Origin of the sequence: Nonomuraea muscovyensis (genome assembly GCF_014207745.1) — a bacterium.
In the GTDB taxonomy this organism is placed as follows: Bacteria; Actinomycetota; Actinomycetes; order Streptosporangiales; family Streptosporangiaceae; genus Nonomuraea; species Nonomuraea muscovyensis.
The window spans coordinates 2,451,308-2,467,300 of the sequence record NZ_JACHJB010000001.1 but is presented as its reverse complement, the minus strand read 5'-3'; the positions used below and the strand labels follow the sequence as shown (position 1 = coordinate 2,467,300).

The 15,993-nt window shown below is 69.4% G+C and carries 17 protein-coding genes and 1 tRNA gene; 11 read left to right on the top strand and 7 right to left on the bottom strand.

The features are described 5' to 3' along the window. Positions 1 to 30: 30 nt before the first annotated feature. From FHU36_RS11630 to FHU36_RS11615, 4 genes are all read left to right on the top strand, one after another. The gene (locus FHU36_RS11630) at positions 31 to 1,470 is read left to right on the top strand and encodes a carotenoid oxygenase family protein (protein ID WP_185083725.1); all 1,440 of its coding nucleotides are present in this window, start codon (positions 31 to 33) and stop codon (positions 1,468 to 1,470) included. Continuing rightward, positions 1,467 to 2,606: an acetyl-CoA C-acyltransferase gene (locus tag FHU36_RS11625; RefSeq protein WP_185083724.1), complete on the top strand. Its 1,140-nt coding sequence runs from the start codon at positions 1,467 to 1,469 to the stop codon at positions 2,604 to 2,606. The genes FHU36_RS11630 and FHU36_RS11625 overlap by 4 nt, the downstream gene beginning before the upstream one ends. After that, positions 2,603 to 3,610, top strand: a complete 1,008-nt coding sequence (locus FHU36_RS11620) for an LLM class F420-dependent oxidoreductase (RefSeq protein ID WP_185083723.1) — start codon at positions 2,603 to 2,605, stop codon at positions 3,608 to 3,610. The genes FHU36_RS11625 and FHU36_RS11620 overlap by 4 nt, the downstream gene beginning before the upstream one ends. A gap of 119 nt (positions 3,611 to 3,729) precedes the next feature. Next, positions 3,730 to 4,572: a sigma 54 modulation/S30EA ribosomal C-terminal domain-containing protein gene (locus FHU36_RS11615; RefSeq protein WP_185083722.1), complete on the top strand. Its 843-nt coding sequence runs from the start codon at positions 3,730 to 3,732 to the stop codon at positions 4,570 to 4,572. Positions 4,573 to 4,652: 80 nt separating this feature from the next. Here the strand turns inward: FHU36_RS11615 and FHU36_RS11610 are convergent, their stop codons facing one another. Continuing rightward, the gene (locus FHU36_RS11610; protein WP_185083721.1) at positions 4,653 to 5,087 is read right to left on the bottom strand and encodes a CBS domain-containing protein; all 435 of its coding nucleotides are present in this window, start codon (positions 5,085 to 5,087) and stop codon (positions 4,653 to 4,655) included. A 429-nt stretch (positions 5,088 to 5,516) separates the two neighbouring features. Between FHU36_RS11610 and FHU36_RS11605 the strand changes: the two genes are divergently transcribed. Beyond that, on the top strand, positions 5,517 to 5,960 hold the full coding sequence (locus tag FHU36_RS11605; protein ID WP_185083720.1) for a DUF2267 domain-containing protein: 444 nt from the start codon (positions 5,517 to 5,519) through the stop codon (positions 5,958 to 5,960). Positions 5,961 to 5,965: 5 nt separating this feature from the next. Further along, entirely contained in the window at positions 5,966 to 6,829 is an 864-nt protein-coding gene (locus FHU36_RS11600; protein ID WP_185083719.1) for a universal stress protein, read from the top strand. Between the two features lie 87 nt (positions 6,830 to 6,916). Here the strand turns inward: FHU36_RS11600 and FHU36_RS11595 are convergent, their stop codons facing one another. From FHU36_RS11595 to FHU36_RS45545, 3 genes are all read right to left on the bottom strand, one after another. Further along, positions 6,917 to 8,041, bottom strand: coding sequence for a baeRF2 domain-containing protein (locus tag FHU36_RS11595; RefSeq protein WP_185083718.1), 1,125 nt, complete (start codon positions 8,039 to 8,041; stop codon positions 6,917 to 6,919). A gap of 392 nt (positions 8,042 to 8,433) precedes the next feature. Then, on the bottom strand, positions 8,434 to 8,706 hold the full coding sequence (locus FHU36_RS11590; protein WP_185083717.1) for a hypothetical protein: 273 nt from the start codon (positions 8,704 to 8,706) through the stop codon (positions 8,434 to 8,436). A 29-nt stretch (positions 8,707 to 8,735) separates the two neighbouring features. Continuing rightward, on the bottom strand, positions 8,736 to 8,990 hold the full coding sequence (locus FHU36_RS45545; RefSeq protein ID WP_221495842.1) for a transposase: 255 nt from the start codon (positions 8,988 to 8,990) through the stop codon (positions 8,736 to 8,738). Positions 8,991 to 9,223: 233 nt separating this feature from the next. On the opposite strand from FHU36_RS45545, the gene FHU36_RS11580 reads away from it, so the two are divergent. The 3 genes from FHU36_RS11580 (at position 9,224) to FHU36_RS11570 (ending at position 10,878) form a co-directional block, all read left to right on the top strand. Further along, complete coding sequence (locus FHU36_RS11580) at positions 9,224 to 9,445, top strand: CBS domain-containing protein (protein WP_185083716.1); 222 nt, start codon at positions 9,224 to 9,226, stop codon at positions 9,443 to 9,445. Beyond that, the gene (locus tag FHU36_RS11575) at positions 9,435 to 9,653 is read left to right on the top strand and encodes a CBS domain-containing protein (RefSeq protein WP_185083715.1); all 219 of its coding nucleotides are present in this window, start codon (positions 9,435 to 9,437) and stop codon (positions 9,651 to 9,653) included. Before FHU36_RS11580 ends, FHU36_RS11575 begins: the two co-directional genes overlap by 11 nt. Positions 9,654 to 10,170: 517 nt before the next feature. Then, positions 10,171 to 10,878, top strand: a complete 708-nt coding sequence (locus FHU36_RS11570) for a carboxymuconolactone decarboxylase family protein (RefSeq protein WP_312891636.1) — start codon at positions 10,171 to 10,173, stop codon at positions 10,876 to 10,878. 297 nt (positions 10,879 to 11,175) lie between these two features. Here the strand turns inward: FHU36_RS11570 and FHU36_RS11565 are convergent, their stop codons facing one another. Next, the gene (locus FHU36_RS11565; protein ID WP_185083714.1) at positions 11,176 to 11,862 is read right to left on the bottom strand and encodes a hypothetical protein; all 687 of its coding nucleotides are present in this window, start codon (positions 11,860 to 11,862) and stop codon (positions 11,176 to 11,178) included. Positions 11,863 to 12,246: 384 nt separating this feature from the next. Then, positions 12,247 to 12,332, bottom strand: a tRNA-Leu gene (locus FHU36_RS11560). Positions 12,333 to 12,682: 350 nt separating this feature from the next. Between FHU36_RS11560 and FHU36_RS11555 the strand changes: the two genes are divergently transcribed. Both FHU36_RS11555 and FHU36_RS44325 read left to right on the top strand, forming a co-directional pair. Continuing rightward, the gene (locus FHU36_RS11555) at positions 12,683 to 13,318 is read left to right on the top strand and encodes a hypothetical protein (RefSeq protein ID WP_246502351.1); all 636 of its coding nucleotides are present in this window, start codon (positions 12,683 to 12,685) and stop codon (positions 13,316 to 13,318) included. A gap of 197 nt (positions 13,319 to 13,515) precedes the next feature. Next, positions 13,516 to 15,411: a chaplin family protein gene (locus tag FHU36_RS44325; RefSeq protein ID WP_185083713.1), complete on the top strand. Its 1,896-nt coding sequence runs from the start codon at positions 13,516 to 13,518 to the stop codon at positions 15,409 to 15,411. 227 nt (positions 15,412 to 15,638) lie between these two features. On the opposite strand, the gene FHU36_RS11545 is transcribed toward FHU36_RS44325, so the two are convergent. Beyond that, on the bottom strand, positions 15,639 to 15,824 hold the full coding sequence (locus FHU36_RS11545; RefSeq protein WP_185083712.1) for a DUF5703 family protein: 186 nt from the start codon (positions 15,822 to 15,824) through the stop codon (positions 15,639 to 15,641). Positions 15,825 to 15,993 lie beyond the last annotated feature (169 nt).

Genomic DNA, 15,993 nt, shown 5'->3' with positions numbered 1-15,993 from the left:
ACCTAACTTCGTCTATCGTAGTTTTCGAGCATGGCCGAAAGTGTCGTAATCATGGACGAGTCGGGCGAGGCGAATCCGTACCTGCTGGGCGTCTACGCGCCGGTCCAGGACGAGATCACCGCCGACGAGCTGACGGTGATCGGGCAGATCCCGACGGACCTCAACGGCGTGTACCTGCGCAACGGGCCCAACGCGCGCTACCCCATGAAGGGGCGCTACCACTGGTTCGACGGCGACGGCATGGTCCACGCCGTGCACTTCGAGAACGGCCGCGCCCGCTACCGCAACCGCTGGGTGCGCACCCGGGCCTTCGACGCCGAATCCGCCGCCGGCCAGGCACTCTGGACCGGCGTCATGGAGAACCCGAAGGGCAACCCCTTCGGCAACGCGCGCGGTCTGCCCTACAAGGACACGGCCAACACCGACGTGATCTTCCACCGGGGCCGGGTGCTCGCCTCCTGGTACCTGTGCGGCACGCCGTACAGCCTGGACCCGCTCTCTCTGGAGACGCTCGGCGCCGACACCTTCCTCGACACTCTGAACGGCGACTTCATGGCGCATCCCAAGGTGGACGAGCGGACCGGCGAGCTGTTCTGGTTCGACTACGGGCCGCGGCCGCCCTACCTGCGCTACGGCGTGGTCGGCCCCGGCGGGAGCGTGGAGCACTGCGTGGAGCTGGACCTACCCGGGTCCCGGCTGCCGCACGACATGGCCATCACGCAGAACCACGCCATCCTCATGGACCTGCCGCTCTACCAGGACCTCGACGCCGCCCGGCAGGGCCGCTACAAGCTGACCTTCGACCGGGAGCTGCCCTCGCGCTTCGGCGTGATCCCGCGGCGCGGCCAGGCGCACGAGATCAGATGGTTCGAGGCGCGGCCCTGCTACATCTACCACGTCGTCAACGCCTGGGAGGACGGCGACGAGATCATCATGGACGTCTGCCGGGTCTCCCGCCCGGCGCCCCACGGGAACGGCTCGCCGCTGGCCCGGATGATCAAGTACCTGAAGCTCGACGCGCGGATGTACCGCTACCGCTTCGACCTGCGGACCGGCCGGACGTCCGAGGAGTACGTGGACGAGGACCACAACACCGAGTTCCCCTCGATCGACGCACGCGCCACCGGCTATCGCACCCGGTACGCCTACAACGTCTCCATAGCCGACGCCGAGACCAACCTCTTCGACGGCCTGGTCCGCTACGACAACGTCACCGGCGCCAAGGAGACCTACTCCTACGGCCCCGGCGTCTACGGCAGCGAGGCGCCCTTCGCCCCGCGCGACGGCTCGACCGCCGAGGACGACGGCTACCTGGTCACCTTCGTCACCGACGAGCGGGAGAACCGCTCCGAAGTGCAGATCCTGCATGCCGCCCGGATGTCGGAGGGCCCGATCGCACGCGTCCTGCTGCCCCAGCGGGTGCCGCTCGGCTTCCACGCGACCTGGGTGCGATCGGAGCAACTGCGATGAACGACGTCTACATCTACGAGTGCGTCCGCACCCCGCGCGGCAAGGCTCGCCCCGGGGGCGGCCTGGCCGACGTCACGCCGCTGGCCATGCTGGAGGCACTGCTGGCGGCACTCGGCGAGCGGACCGGCGTCGGCGCGGCCGACGACCTGGTCGTCGGCTGCGCCACCCAGAACGGCGAGCAGGGCGGGAACCTGGCCCGCACCGCCGCCCTCACCACGGGCTTCGACGCGCCCGGCATGACCCTCAACCGCTACTGCACCTCCGGCATCGACGCCGTGCGCACAGCCGCCGCGCTGGTCGCCTCCGGCGCGAGCCGCACCGTCGTCGCGGGCGGCGTGGAGTCGGTCTCACGCGTGCCGATGTTCTCCGACCGCGGCCCGCTCTGGTCGCTCCCGATCGGCTCCATCCACATGGGTGTCGCCGCGGACGTGGTCGCCACCCAGGAGGGCTTCGAGCGTGCCGAACTCGACCGGTACGGCCTGCGCACCCAGGCCCTCGCCGCCAAGGCGTGGGCGGCCGGCCGCTACGACCGCTCCCTCGTCCGGCTGGGCGGCCTGGAGCGCGACGAGCACGTACGTCCCGGCCTGACGATCGAGTCCTTCACCGGGATGGAACCGTCCTTCGCCGGCACCCCGGAGCAGGACGAGGTCGTGCTCAAGCACCTCCCCGAGCTCGACGAGATCCGCCATCTGCACACCAGGGGCACCTCGCCCAGCCTGTGCGACGCCGCGGGCCTGGTGCTCGTCGGCACCGGCCTTGACCTGCCGCCCCTCGCCCGCGTCGCCGGCACCGCCACCGCCGTGACCGACCCCGTCACCATGCTCACCGCCGGTCAGCTCGCGGTCGAGGAGGTCCTGGCCGACGCCGGGCTGTCCGCCGACGACGTCGAGGTCTTCGAGTTCGCCGAGGCGTTCGCCGCGCTCTGCCTGAAGTTCCAGCGCGACCTCGGCGTCGGGGACGACCGGTTCAACGTCAACGGTGGCACGATCGCCATGGGGCACGCCTTCGGCGCCACCGGCGCCATCCTGGTCGCCGCCTGCGTCGACGAGCTCCACCGCCGGGGCGCCCGATACGGTGTCGCCGCGGTCAGCGGCGCCGCGGGCTCCGGCTCAGCCATCCTGCTGGAGCGCGTATGAGCTCCTCACCGTCCCTGAGCGTGTCGCTCGGCCTGTGGCAGGACCAGCCCGCCGAGGAGGCCCTGGCCACCGCCCGAGCGGCCGACGACCTGGGCTACCCGTCGCTGTGGATCGGGGAGATGGCCACCTACGATGCCTTCGCCCTGGCCACCGCCATCGGGCTGGCCACGACGCGGATCCGGCTCACCGTCGGGCCGCTGGCGGTGGCCGTGCGCGATCCTATGATGATCGCCATGGGCGCGGCCTCGGTGGCCGGGCTGACCGGGCGGCAGGTGGACGTCGCCGTGGGCACGTCCAGCCCGCTCGTCGTGGAGAGCTGGCACGGGCGCTCGCGCGCCCGGTCCGCGACCGCGCTCAAGGAGAGCGTCCAGGCCCTGCGGCCGTTGCTCGACGGCGAGCGCTCCGATTTCACCGGGTCGTGTGTGGCCAGCAGCGGCTACCGGCTCCGGCTGCCGGCCCCCGGATCGCGGCTGTCCGTCGCCGCCTTCGGCCCGTCGGCCGTGCGGACCGCCGCCCTGGCCGACGGCATGGTGCTCAACCTGATCACACCGGCCTCGGCCGATCGGCTGACCTCCCAGCTACGCGCCGTGAACCCGGGCGTTTCCGTGACCGCCTGGGTCATCGCCGCCGTCGACCCCGACCGTGAGGCCGTCGACCGGATCCGCCGCGCCGTCGTCGGCTACCTGGCCGCGCCCGGCTACGGCGAGATGTTCGCCGAGGCCGGCTTCGCCGACGTCGTCGCATACGCGCGTACCGGGCCGCATCCCCGAGAGCTGCTTGCCGCCGTGCCGGAGGAGCTGGTCGCCTCGGTCGCGCTGCTCGGCGACGTGGGCGAGGTAAGCGCGCGGTTGGCTGCCTACGCCGCCGCGGGAGTCGACGAGGTCGCCGTGGTGCCGGTGAGCACGGACCGTGACCCCGGCGGCACGGCGACGCTCAAGGCCCTGAGCGGCGTCGTGGGCCTGGAAGCCGAGGGTCAAAACACGCGGCGGTCCTTCGAAGCGTGATCCCTTGTCTCAATGAGGTCGATGGCCCTGCCGTCGAAGGACGAAAGTCCCTGTGACCCAGATGCCGGCCCTGGCAAGGGTGGTAAGGAGAGCGTCTTCCGGAGTGGAGGTGAACCGGCATGAGCCGTCGACAGGCGTCTGTCGCTCTTGACCCCGGCGAGGTGCAGGTGGAAACGCGCGGCGCCATCTCGCCCGGTGCGGCTGAAGATGCCCGCGAGGTGGTGGCGGCATCGACTGCGATAGCCCATGAGCCGGTTCTCTTTGCCCGGGTCAAGCTCAGCGCCTCGGCCGATCCGGCCGTGCCCCGGCCCTGCACCGCGCAGGCGAATCTCGACGTCAGCGGCAGACCCATCCGCGCCCAGGCGGTCGCCGAGTCCATGCACCAGGCCATCCGGCTGCTCGGCGACCGGTTGCGGCTGCGGCTGCGCCGTACTGGCCGGGGCTGGGAGGGTCTGCGCGGGCGACGCCCGGAGGACGCCGACCATGAGTGGCGACATTCCAGCCCGCGCCGTCGCTCGCTGCCCTACTTCTCTCGGCCCGAGGAGGAGAGGGAGGTCGTCCGGCGCAAGACGTACGAGCTGGCCTGGGCCACGCCGGATGAGGCGGCCTTCGACATGGAGCAACTCGATTACGACTTCCATCTGTTCACCGAGGCCGAGACCGGCCAGGACAGCGTCATCTATCACAGCGGAGACGGATACCGGCTGGCGCAGGTCGACCCCGCGCCCGACCGGCTGGGACCGGTGTCGATTCCGCTCACCCTCAGCTCTGCACCGGCACCCGTCCTCACTGTTCGGGAAGCAGTGGAACGTCTGGAAACCATCGGTTCGCCGTTCATCTTCTTCGTCGATGTCGGTACCGCACGGGGCAGCCTCGTCTATCACCGTTACGACGGCCACTATGGCCTCATCGCGCCGTCATCGCCGACGAGGGCTGGCGCTCCGGCAGCGTCTCCCTCGTAGATCACCGCCCGCATCGTGGATCACAGAGCCGGCGGCCGCTGGCTGTCAGTTCGGCCTAGCCCACGCCCCGAGTCGAATTGTCAGTCCAGCGCGTAAACGCGGTGAACGAACTCAGCAAGCTTGCTGTCGGGCAACTCTTTGGCGAGATCGGCCTCGCTGATGATGCCGGCGATACGGTGGCCTTCGAGCACCGGCAGACGCTTGATGTGGTGCTGCTCCATGGCGAACAGAGCTTCCTCGAGGCTGGCGTCGGCGTCCACCCAGATCAGTCCACGAGCCAGTTCCCCAGCGGTGGTCTGGTCGATGTCCATGCCATGGGCACAGCAGCGGACCACGATGTCCCGGTCAGTGATGATTCCCTTCAGCCGGTCATCGTCCCCGCAGATGGGCAGCGCGCCGACACCGAGATCGCACATCATCTGCGAGGCGACGCGCAGAGTCTCGTGTTCGCCGATGCACTGAACACCCTCATGCATCACGTCCCGGGCTTTCCTCCCGGATTCCCCTATCTCCATCGGCCGCCTCCCGAACAGACATCGACGCAGCGCTCTGACTGCTCGTACCCCGCGCCGTCCCACGCGTCGGCGAGCCTGTCGCCCGAAACCGGTAAAGATCGTCTTTACGATCACGATGTAGTGGGCGTTCGCCACCGCCACGTTCGACGCATCGGCATGCTGGTAGGAGCGAAGACGAGGGGGTAAGTGACCGAAAAGGGGTGAGCTACCCCGAAGGGGATGGTCGTGGCGACGGCGCGGGACCTCTGACCAGTCCGACGAGCTGAGGTTCGTGGAGGTGATCTGCGCTCTCCCGGGACCTGGACAGTCAGCGGGAAGCCGGTGTGCATGGTGACGCGACCCTGCGTATGACCTGCTGGTTCGGACCTGAGGGTCCCGCGCCGGCCGGCATGTGCTTGAAGCCGCGAAGAGACGACATTGGGAGGGACGATGCCACATACGCGAGTACAGAGCATCGAGCACACCGTGCAGACCACCAGTCGGTGGCTGGCCGTCCTCGCTGACATGATCGGCACCGAGAACCGCGACTTCGCCCAGCGGGTGCTGCGGACCTGGCTGCACACGGTCAGGGACGGCCTGACCGTGGACACCACGGCCCACTTCGCCGCGCAACTGCCCGACCTGCTCCGTGGCGTCTACTACAACGGCTGGGACCCCGGCAAGGTACCGATCCGCCGGAACCGGCAGGAATTCATCGAGCACTTCGCCCGCTCAGGCCGCATCGCCCTCAGCGACGTCCCCCAACTCGCCTCCACGGTCACGCGATTCCTGTGCAGGGAGCTCTCAGAACCGTCAGTCATGCACGTGCTCGACCGACTGCCGCAGGACGTACGCACCCTGTTGCTGCCCGCGGGGCCGACCGGGAAGGGCTGATCCGCATGCCCGAACCGATCATTGTGGGCGTGGACGGGTCCCGGGCAGCGCTGGCCGCAGTGCTGTGGGCGGCCGACGACGCGGCTCGACGCGGCTGTGACCTGCGGATCGTCCATGTCGTGGCACCGGTCGTCCACGGCGGGCAGCCGTATGAGCGCTCGCTAGACGACGCTGTCCGCGAGGAAGGCGAGCGGCTGCTGGCTGAGGCCGCCGCGCTGGCGGACGAGTATCGCGCCGACGTCCACGTGAGCACCGAACTGCTCTACGGCCACGCCGCCGAGATGTTGCGCGCGCAGGCCGGCGAGGCTGCCGCCATCGTGGTCGGCAGCCGCGGACTGGACGGATTCGCCGGGCTCCTGCTGGGTTCGGTGGGGTTCGCTCTCGCCGGGCATGCGATGGGGCCTGTGGTGGTGGTCCGTGGCGTACCCGCCATGGTGCAGGGTGAGATCGTGGCCGGGTTGAATCCCGAGGACGCCGTGCACCCAGCCCTCGACTACGCCTTCGAGGAGGCGCAGGCACGCGGTGCCCGGCTGCGGGTCGTGCACGCCTGGGACATGCCGTCGAGCAGATTGGGCACGGGCTTCGGACTGGATACCGACGTCATCGCCCAGGTACAGCAGGAACGTGTTCGCCGGGTGCTGGCACCGTGGACGAAGCGGCATCCCGGCGTGGAGGTGACCGAGTCGGTCGTCCGCGGCAATCCCATTGCGGCTTTGTGCGAGGCATGCGCGCGTGCCGGCCTGGTCGTCGTGGGCTCCCGGGGCCGGGGAGTGATCCGCTCAGCCGTACTCGGCTCGGTCAGCCACGGCGTTCTTCACTACGCATCCTGCCCCGTGGCCGTCGTGCGACCACGGGTCCGATCCGGCTGAAAGCGATCGTGCACCACCCCTGACGTCCGTCTGCAGCTATGTACCTGATGGCTGCGGGGTTAGCGAGTCGCGGAGTTCACGTCCCGGTCACTGACCGCCGGCGGCGGGGAACCGGCACAGTGCCCCGATCCCCTGCGCCGGTGCGCCGGAAGTGCCGGGTGGCAGGACATGGATCTCGGCGCCGGTGAGGACAGCGGCCCGCACCGCGACATCGACCAGGCGTTCGCTTGTGACCGGGGCAGCGGTTCGGGCGAGCACCTCACGGCGGTCGGACACCTGCGTAGGGAGGGGGCCGAACCACGCGGTACGCCGGTCCTGCGGGTCGTCGACGACCACAAGCGTCTGCACCCGCCCGCGGGCAAGCGCATCCAGGGTGTCGCGGATGCCTTCGGCGACGCGTCCGGACGGGCCTCTTGCCTCCGCCAGCTGATGCAGCAGGGCCTGCGTTTGCTCCTGGGCCGCTTGACGGGTCTGGGCGGTGACCTGCGCGGCCCTGCCCTTTTCGGCCCCGTCCTGGCTGCGGCTGCCGCTGACCCGCCGGATGCTCACCGTGCGCCGCACCCACTCCGGTAGGTGCTTGGTGAGATATTGGAGGGCCCGCAAGTCACCGGCGAGCAGCAGCAGCCGAGCGTGGAAATCGGCGAGGGTACGCGTCAGCGTGTTCGCCACCCGAGTGGCGTTGTGTTCCCAGGAGTCCTCGGCCCGGTGCTGGTAGCGCAGCTGCGCGCATCCGCCGGGTGCGTTGCGCTCGATCTCATCGTCCGGGCCGGTGACCGTCTGCCTCACCGCCGTCACCGTGCCGTACGGGTAGGCCGCGAGGTCGGCGCCGGTACGGTCCACGATCGCCAGCACGTACGGCGGCCTTTCCTGCAGCCACGCCAGCAACGGCAGCACGCGCGGCAAAGGAGCGTTGACTGCCAGGTCTGGCTGGTGTGCCCCGGCCATTTCCACGGCCAGCACAAGCTCATCGTTCGTGGCGAACATCGCCAGCACACCCGAGCCCGGCAGCGACATCGACACCCTTCGTGTCAGCGCCTCGATCGCGGTCGGGTCGGCCCCTTGTTCGCTCAGCCGTCTGGCCAGCGCGTGCCATCTGGGCCAGGCATCCTCGTCCGGAAACGCGGCGAGGTCGAAGTAGGTGGACACCACCGGCCCCGACGTGCTGAACAGCCGCCGCAGCGTTGCCTTGTCGACCTTCGTGGTCACCTGCATACGGCCCATCCTGAATGGCTGATATGGCCGTCCGATAGGGGCGAAGGTCCCACATCCCCGAAGGACATCTGAGCGTGCGTAACGCCCCGCCTTCCCGGTCCGCAGTCGGTTGCCGGGCGTATGGGCCGGCCGATACCTTCATCGCGCTGGTGTCAGATGTCTCATGTCGTAGGCAACGATGCGTCACTTCCTGGTGACCCGTGAGGCACCGCGCTGCCGGGCCGTCGACGGTCTTGACCATGCCCACACCAGAAGTTCGAGCCACCTACTGAGGGCTCGCCGGCCACCGCCGCATGCCATATCGGCAGCGCTCTGTCGTAGCGGCTCTTTCCTTCGTCAGCAGACGGCCAAGCCGGCACGAGTGACGGTGCTGGCGTGATCGCCGCAGCAGGTCAGGGCCCTCTGCGCAGGATGCTGAGCAGATCGAAGTCCAAGGACACTGCGAGCTCTGCACGCGCCGGATCGCGGCGCAGCGTGACCTCCACACTGGGAATCCGCCTGCCGAGCTGGTCCAGGGCGTCCACGAGCGGGGTGATGTCCCAGCGGCGATGCGCCGGCTGCGCGCGCAGGAACAACGCGAGCCGGTGGTCGAAGTCGCGCCGCAGGTGGGTGTCGTCGTGTACGTAGTGGATCGTGATCTCCTGGATCCGATCATCGTCTGTCATGTCGGGCCTGCCTTCGCAAAGGTGCCGGACTATACGGAAGGCTGATGGTGACCCGGTCCGCCGAGACCGCTGCCGAGCCAGTTCCTCACGCTCGGACTCGGCCGGTTCCCCACCGACCCGGCCTCCTGCTCGCGGGCCTGCCGGTCCATCTGCACCCAGTTGGCTGGTGTGCCCGCGTTGATACCCAGGTCTCTGGCCGCCTGGGCGGACTGACCCCTCTCTCGGACGATGTGTACCGCACTCGCCCGAAACTCCGGATCGAACCTGCGTCTGGTCTCTCCCACGCCCAGCCCTTCTTAGGCCAGGTCTCCACGGCGAGGGGGAGCCAATCGGCTCGACTTCGGTGACTTGTGAGCAGCTTCTTTGCCATCGAGGACGACATCCTCGCCGAGCAGGAAACGGGTATGACAAGACCTGGGCCGGCTGCCGCGTTGGGTCCTTGCTCTGAGGCTGAGTTCCCGCGTCTGTTGTCCTGCACCACATACGAGCATCGGCCCCCGTGCGAGGGAGGGTGGATATGAAGATCAGAGATGTGATGTCCAGGCCGGTGGTGGTCCTGTTGTCCTATGCGAGCATTCGTGATGTCGCGCGGCATATGGACTACAACGGCGTCGGCAGTGTGGTGCTGTCGGACGCGCAGCGCCTCGTCGGTATCGTGACCGATCGCGATCTCGCCCTTCGCGCCCTTTGCGCGAGGAGTGAGTGGCGATCTCCCGGTCCGTCAGGTGATGACCCCTGATCCGGTGACGGTACGGGCAGGCGACGATCTCTATGTGGCCGTCGAGGTGTTTCGCCGGCACTCCTTCCGCCGGCTGCCCGTGCTTGATGAGGAAGCCGTGGTCGGCATGGTGACCGTGGATGACCTGCTCCTGCACGTTCACCAGGTCACCGGCGACCTGCTCAAGCCCGTCGCCCGTGAGATCGGCGAGCCGCAGTCCTCCGGCTGAGCGACGTGTATCGGCGTTCCAGGTTCGCCGTCCTGCTGGAAACGCTGTAGGGCCCACCGAGGCGGATCTGGCTGCCGCTTTGCCGTACCTGATGACATCCGGGCCGTAACGCGCGACAAAGACCTGTGAGGCGCTCTCCCTTCGCCGGCATTGTCCGGATCAGGTGGCTAGGGGTCGTCGGTCTGCCTTTCGGCTTTCCGGCCTCTCAGCCCTTCCGTCGTTCCCCCGTAGAGGCTCTCCGGCCAGGCTCCCTCGCTCGTCCCACAGGCCTAATTCCACGCTCCCGCCGCCCGGGATCGTACCGCTAGGGACGAAAGCCCTTTTCTATCAGGACCAATGACCCTGGCCAGCTCTCAAAAGCGACGGTAAATGCGGCGGAATGAATCACGGCCGATGCCATATCAGCGGCCGCCCACCGGGGCAGACAACCCTCCTGCCTGATGCTGCACCAGCTTCGGGGTGTTGGCCCGAACCTTCTCCTCGATCGCCGTGAACGCCTGAGCCGGGCCATGCCCGCATACTCGATCGCCACACACTCCGCCGGATTCGCCCCGCTCATCCTGGCCGGGTTGCCCACCGACGTGGCCACCGCTGCCGCCATGGCCGCAGCCGTCCAGCTAGCCCGGAACTGACCACGCGCGAGAAGGTCCTGCTGTGCCTCACGGCCGACGTCTGCCAGCAGACCCTCGGCCTGCCCTTCCAGCAGCACGTGACGATGGCGGGAGACTGCGGCTTGTCGGCCGACGACCTACGCGAAGTGCTCCGCTTCATCGCCTACGACAGCGGCTACCCCGCCGCCCTGGCGGCGCTCGCCCGCCTGACCGACCTGGAACGAGAGCACGCCCTGCCTGCCCCCACCGGCCAGGGCCATGAGGTGAACGCCAACGGCACGGGCAGCCCGATCCCCGAGCCGATGCGGCAGGCCGTGGCCGCCCTCGACGCACCGTTCGGCATCTACATGGACCTGCAGTCGCGGATGCGCGCCGACATGCGACTGCTGTCGGTTCGTGAGCGCACGTTCATCACGATGACCGTCGACGTGCTCTTCCAGACCCTTCAGGAGAGCTTCCGCGCCCATCTGATGCGCGCCCTCGGCGCCGGCGCCACACCGGAGGAGGCCCGTGCCGTCGTACGGTTCTCCACGCAGTTCGGCATGACCAAGGCATGGCGCGCCATGCACGTGCTCGATGCCCTGCTCACCGAACTCGGCACCGCCCGGGGCTAACCCGGGAGGGAAGCGCTCGCGGGCCTGGCCTGGAGAAACGTGTGTGGCTTGGCTGGAGAAGAAGGCGGATGAGGCAGCTCGTGACTGTTCCGGCTGAGACTTGGCCTTCCACCTGCGGCAGGACTATGCCTCGCCGTCTTGAGATCCATGATCATTGCAGGTAGCTGGACGGCGAGCCGCCAGAGGAAACACTCGGGACGTGAACGTAGAACCCGCGGATGCGAACTGCAACTCTGAGACGGGTCATCGATGGCGTCCGTATGGAGCTCAGGACGAGTGCGACGATCAGCCGCGTGGTCAAGGCCGGTAGACGTTCGACAGCGGCAGATAGGAGCTGAAGTGGTCGACCACGATGTCCGCCACGGCCTCCGCATCGTGGAGCCCATCAACCTCAAGGACTCGTATGCCCAGGCGACGAGCGGAGCGGGCGGCCTCGTCGGCGACGAGGCGGTCTCGGGCGAGTCGGTTGCGCTGCGCTCGATCAGGGTCGCTGACCGCGGGATTGACGGCGGCGGCACGGGGCAGTTCGCGGAGCTGACGCTCACGGAATTCCTCGCTCGGCACCATCACGATCATTCGACGGGGTGAGTCGATGATGGGGGCCACCAGTTCGGGACGCAGTCCCCAACCTTCGGCGATGATGGGTCGCCCCGATACCAGGCCGCGCAGGTCGTCCAAAGCCCACTCGAACCGCGTGGAGAAGCCGGCCAGGGTCTCGTCGGCCATCTCTTGAGGGCTGGTGTTCACCCAGACGCTGTCCGGGTCGGGGTCTGCGGTGGGCTCGCCACGTCGCGCTCGGCGTGCGATCCGACGGTCATTGTGTGCACGCGCGTCGTGATAGTCGTAGTGGTACGCGGTCAGCCCGTATCTGGTGGCCAGCAGCCTGGCGACGGTGGATTTGCCGGCCCATTGGCCACCTCCGATCCAAAGAGCGCTGCGCAAGGTGCCGAAGGGATCCCAGACCTCACTGTCTGTAGCGTTCACGGTTACAGCCTGACAGCGTACAGACCACAGAACCAGTCTTGTTCTGCCTGCCTGGCCGGGAGATGATCGTAGAGAGGGGAAGCGGCACACTCTCCGCTCGCAACTGTCGGACGCCTCTGGCGCCGTACCTCCTGGGGAAGGTCGCCGCTCAGAATCAGCTCAACCGGGCTCCCCTGCCGTACGTCCGGTCAGTCTGCGTCGTGAAGACCTGGCGGCGGTGATGGAGAGCCTGGGCGGGATGGTGAACGTCCTGTCCTTCGCCGACCCCACCCGCAAGGCCAAGATCAACGGCGAGACTTGGTCTTCGACTGGTCTACGACCCCGGAAAGCACAAAGTCCTGATCGCCAGTTCCAGCGACCAGGACTCCATAGGCTGTTGGTATGTGTCCGAGGGGGGACTTGAACCCCCATGCCCCGCAAAGGGCACTAGCACCTCAAGCTAGCGCGTCTGCCTATTCCGCCACCCGGACTTGGTGCCTGCACGTGGGACCGTCATCCCGCGTCGGCTCAGTTAGGTTAGCAAACTCTGGGGGGTGCGTCATACCAAGAATTCGGCGGCCGACCGGGGAGGCGTCGCGGGGCGGTCCGGGGAGGGGCGGCCGGGAGGGTTCTGTGGCGTGTCGCGGGGGCCCGCGAGGGGTGGTGGGCGTTTCGCGCCGGTTCGGGCGGCCGGTGCTTGACCGATTCCTGGCTCTCGGCTGAAAAGCTCTTGCGACCACCTTGAGTACTGCTACGGTTACGGACCGTTGAGGGGTGAGTCCATGGACCGGCCTCACATCGTGAGGTCGGTTCTGGAGCAGGGGAGGGTCACGTGGCACGCATGCCGGTGCGGAGGCCGAGGGCGACAGCCCCGGTCGCGCGCCGTGTGCCCGCGCCCGTCCCGACGACGGACACGATCACCGAGCGGGCCTGCCGGATGGCGCGGTTCGCGGCCGGTGCCCGTCGGGTCATCGTACGAGCGGCGTTGGTCGGCGGCCTGGTGGTCGCCGGCTGGCTGCTCGCCGTCCTGTTCGGGGCGTCCTTCGCGGCTCCGGCCTCTGCGGCCGCCGTCGCGACCGTCCCCGCTCCCGCCGCTCCCACGGCCGCGGACTCCACCGCGGTGACCGGAGCAGGCGCACCCCAGACCGTCACCGGGCCCTTCGAGGGTGGTTTCCCCACGGCTGACGGCACGGTCTCGGCGCCGGACAACGCCGAGGCGATGGCAGGACTGACGGTCGACGGGCTCACCAGCCAGTCCGACCCCGGCCTGCCCACACCCTCCACCGCGAGCTCGATGCTGGACACCGGCGGTCTGGTGCCCAACGGCGGTGGCAGCGGCCCCTCCGGGCCGTGCGCGGGGGACATCGCGAGGTCCGTCTACGACCCGCGGATCGAAGCCCGGCGCGCCCACCTGGCGTGCGTGCTTCCCCCCGTCGTCCGCACAGCGGCGGACGACCCTTCGTTCTCACCTGACTGATCCCCGACCGGATACCGGCCTTACGTGCCGGGTGGCGGAGCGCGGCCATGATCCCCTCCGCCCGCGGGTGACACGTCAGTCATCACTGGTTCGCGAACCCGAGGTCGCGCTGTACGTGGCGCTTCCGACCTCGTACGGCCTCGGCTGCCCGCGAACCGTCAGGTAATCCCCCCTAGATCCTCATAGGAGCATTCATCATGCGTACGTGGGCGAAGGTTTCCACTCCCGCGGCTCTGCTCGCCGTTGCCGTCATGTCGTTCGGCGGCACCGCCGTGGCCGACACCTCCGGCGACCACTCCATCGGCGGCGGCAACCAGGTCGACGTGCCGATCTCGCTGCCCATCGACATCAGCGGCAACTCCGTCGGCGTGGTCGGCGAGTCCCGCGCCTCCTCTCGCGGTGGCGCGTCGGTCGACGACCAGCGCGGGGGCGGCATCCCCAACAGGACGTCCGGCGACTCCAGCATCCTCGGCGGCAACCAGGTCAACGCGCCGATCAGCGCCCCGGTCAACGCCTGCGGCAACGCGGTGTCGGTGTTCGGCGGCGCCACCGCGGGCTGCAAGGGCGGCGCCACCGTCAAGAACACCGGCAAGGGCGGCGCGGGCGGCAACCGGACCTCCGGCGACCACAGCATCCTCGGCGGCAACCAGGTGGTCGCGCCGATCACCGCTCCGGTCAACGCCTGCGGCAACGCGGTCGCGGTCATCGGCGGCGCCGCCGCGGGCTGCAAGGGCGGGGCGTCGGTGAAGAACTCCGGCCGCGGGGCCGGCGGCAACACCACCTCGGGCCGCCACTCCATCCTGGGCGGCAACCAGGTCGTGGCCCCCATCAGCGCGCCGATCAACGTCTGCGGCAACTCCGTCGCGGTGCTCGGCCGGGCCTTCTCGGGCTGCAAGGGCGGGGCCACGGTCCACACCTCCGGCAAGGGCGGCCACGGCTACCACCCCGGCCGCCCCGGCCACGGCTCCAAGGGCAACGACACCGACGGCCGCTTCGGCGTCGGCAGCGGCAACCAGGTGATCGCCCCGATCAGCCTGCCCATCACCGCGTGCGGAAACGCCGTCGGCAACGCGGTCGCCGGGTGCAAGGGCGGGGCGTCGGTGCACAACTCCGGCCGCGGCGCGGGCGGCAACACCACCTCGGGCCGCGGCTCGATCCTGGGCGGCAACCAGGTCGTCGCGCCGATCACCGCCCCGATCAACGTGTGCGGCAACGCGGTGGCCGTCCTCGGCAAGGCGTTCGCCGGGTGCAAGGGCGGGGCGTCGGTGCACAACTCCGGCCGCGGCGCGGGCGGCAACACCACCTCGGGCCGCCACTCCATCCTGGGCGGCAACCAGATCGTGGCCCCGATCACCGCCCCCATCAACGCCTGCGGCAACGCCGTGGCCGCCGTCGGGCTGGCCAAGGCCCGCTGCGAGGGCGGCGCCACCGTCAAGAACACCGGCAAGGGCGGCGCGGGCGGCAACACCACCTCGGGCCACGGCTCGATCCTGGGCGGCAACCAGGTCGTCGCGCCGATCACCGCCCCGATCAACGTGTGCGGCAACGCGGTGGCCGTCCTCGGCGACGCCGCCGCCGGATGCCTCGGCGGGGCCCGGGTCGGCAAGCCGGTCGACGGCGGGCACCCCGGCTACGAGCACCCGGGCCACAAGGCCGTCAAGCACCAGACCGCCGGGACGCTGCCCGCCGTGGGCGGCGCGAGCCTGCCCGTGGTCGGCGGCGTCTCCGACACGCTCGGGCTGCCCGTCCTGCCGGCCCTGCCCGGGCTCCCCGGCCAGCCCGCCACGCCGGTCAAGTCGGTCAAGCCCGGCAAGAAGGCCCGTGCGGCCGGCGCCACGGCCACCGCCGGCGGCCCGCTCGCCGCGGCCGAGCCGGCGACCTCGCTGGTCGCCAAGACCCCGGTGGGCGGCGCCGTGACGTCGGCCACCCGGAGCCTGCCGGTCGGCGACGTCGGCCTGATGAGCGCCGCCCGCCCCGCCGGAGTCACCGGGATGAACACCGGCGCCCTGTTCGCCCTCGTGCTCGGCGCGATGTGCGCCGGGTCGGCGGTGCTGTTCGCCGCCACCCGCAGGTTCCGCCTCGGCCGCAAGTAGACCGCAAGCAGGCCGCGGACAGGCCGGGGACAGGACCCGGACAGGACGCGGACAGACAGTCGCCGGGCGGTCCGCCAGACCGCCCGCGCACGCTTCGTCCGCCTCTCACCCGCCCGGTGAGAGGCGGACGAGCCAGACGCTTTGCCCGTCTCGGGGGCGCGGCCCGAGGCGGGCAAAGCCATGCCCACACCGCGGAGCACGTACTCTCGACGGAGTGCTCCGAACTCTCAGAGGGTGCTGCGCACGCGGATGATCTTGCGACGCAGCCGCACCTGACGGCTCCCGTCCGGATGGAGCCGCACCCGCGAGAGCTCCCACTGGCCGTACTCCGCGTGCTCGGTCAGCAGTTGACGTGCGGCTTCACGGGACAGGTCGCGCGGAATGTAGATATCCATGTAGGAGTAGTCGAGCACAACGATTAGTCTCCAGGGTGAGTCAGGGCGCGGTGCTGCTCGTCGGGCTTTATTCTGCGTCCTTGTGGGTGGACCCGAAAGCCAGTGGGTAGCCCCGGGGGAAGGAAAATGCGGCGAGTCGGGTTACCTTTTGTGATCTGGGCCGGCTCCCGGTAGGGGGATTTTCGAG

What these genes read in the sequence shown, in the direction of transcription:
- FHU36_RS11630 (WP_185083725.1), top strand. Translation starts at nt 31, where the DNA reads ATGGCCGAAAGTGTCGTAATCATGGACGAGTCGGGCGAGGCGAATCCG.
- FHU36_RS11625 (WP_185083724.1), top strand. Translation starts at nt 1,467, where the DNA reads ATGAACGACGTCTACATCTACGAGTGCGTCCGCACCCCGCGCGGCAAG.
- FHU36_RS11620 (WP_185083723.1), top strand. Translation starts at nt 2,603, where the DNA reads ATGAGCTCCTCACCGTCCCTGAGCGTGTCGCTCGGCCTGTGGCAGGAC.
- FHU36_RS11615 (WP_185083722.1), top strand. Translation starts at nt 3,730, where the DNA reads ATGAGCCGTCGACAGGCGTCTGTCGCTCTTGACCCCGGCGAGGTGCAG.
- FHU36_RS11610 (WP_185083721.1), bottom strand. Translation starts at nt 5,087, where the DNA reads ATGGAGATAGGGGAATCCGGGAGGAAAGCCCGGGACGTGATGCATGAG.
- FHU36_RS11605 (WP_185083720.1), top strand. Translation starts at nt 5,517, where the DNA reads ATGCCACATACGCGAGTACAGAGCATCGAGCACACCGTGCAGACCACC.
- FHU36_RS11600 (WP_185083719.1), top strand. Translation starts at nt 5,966, where the DNA reads ATGCCCGAACCGATCATTGTGGGCGTGGACGGGTCCCGGGCAGCGCTG.
- FHU36_RS11595 (WP_185083718.1), bottom strand. Translation starts at nt 8,041, where the DNA reads ATGCAGGTGACCACGAAGGTCGACAAGGCAACGCTGCGGCGGCTGTTC.
- FHU36_RS11590 (WP_185083717.1), bottom strand. Translation starts at nt 8,706, where the DNA reads ATGACAGACGATGATCGGATCCAGGAGATCACGATCCACTACGTACAC.
- FHU36_RS11580 (WP_185083716.1), top strand. Translation starts at nt 9,224, where the DNA reads ATGAAGATCAGAGATGTGATGTCCAGGCCGGTGGTGGTCCTGTTGTCC.
- FHU36_RS11575 (WP_185083715.1), top strand. Translation starts at nt 9,435, where the DNA reads ATGACCCCTGATCCGGTGACGGTACGGGCAGGCGACGATCTCTATGTG.
- FHU36_RS11555 (WP_246502351.1), top strand. Translation starts at nt 12,683, where the DNA reads ATGCCGGTGCGGAGGCCGAGGGCGACAGCCCCGGTCGCGCGCCGTGTG.
- FHU36_RS44325 (WP_185083713.1), top strand. Translation starts at nt 13,516, where the DNA reads ATGCGTACGTGGGCGAAGGTTTCCACTCCCGCGGCTCTGCTCGCCGTT.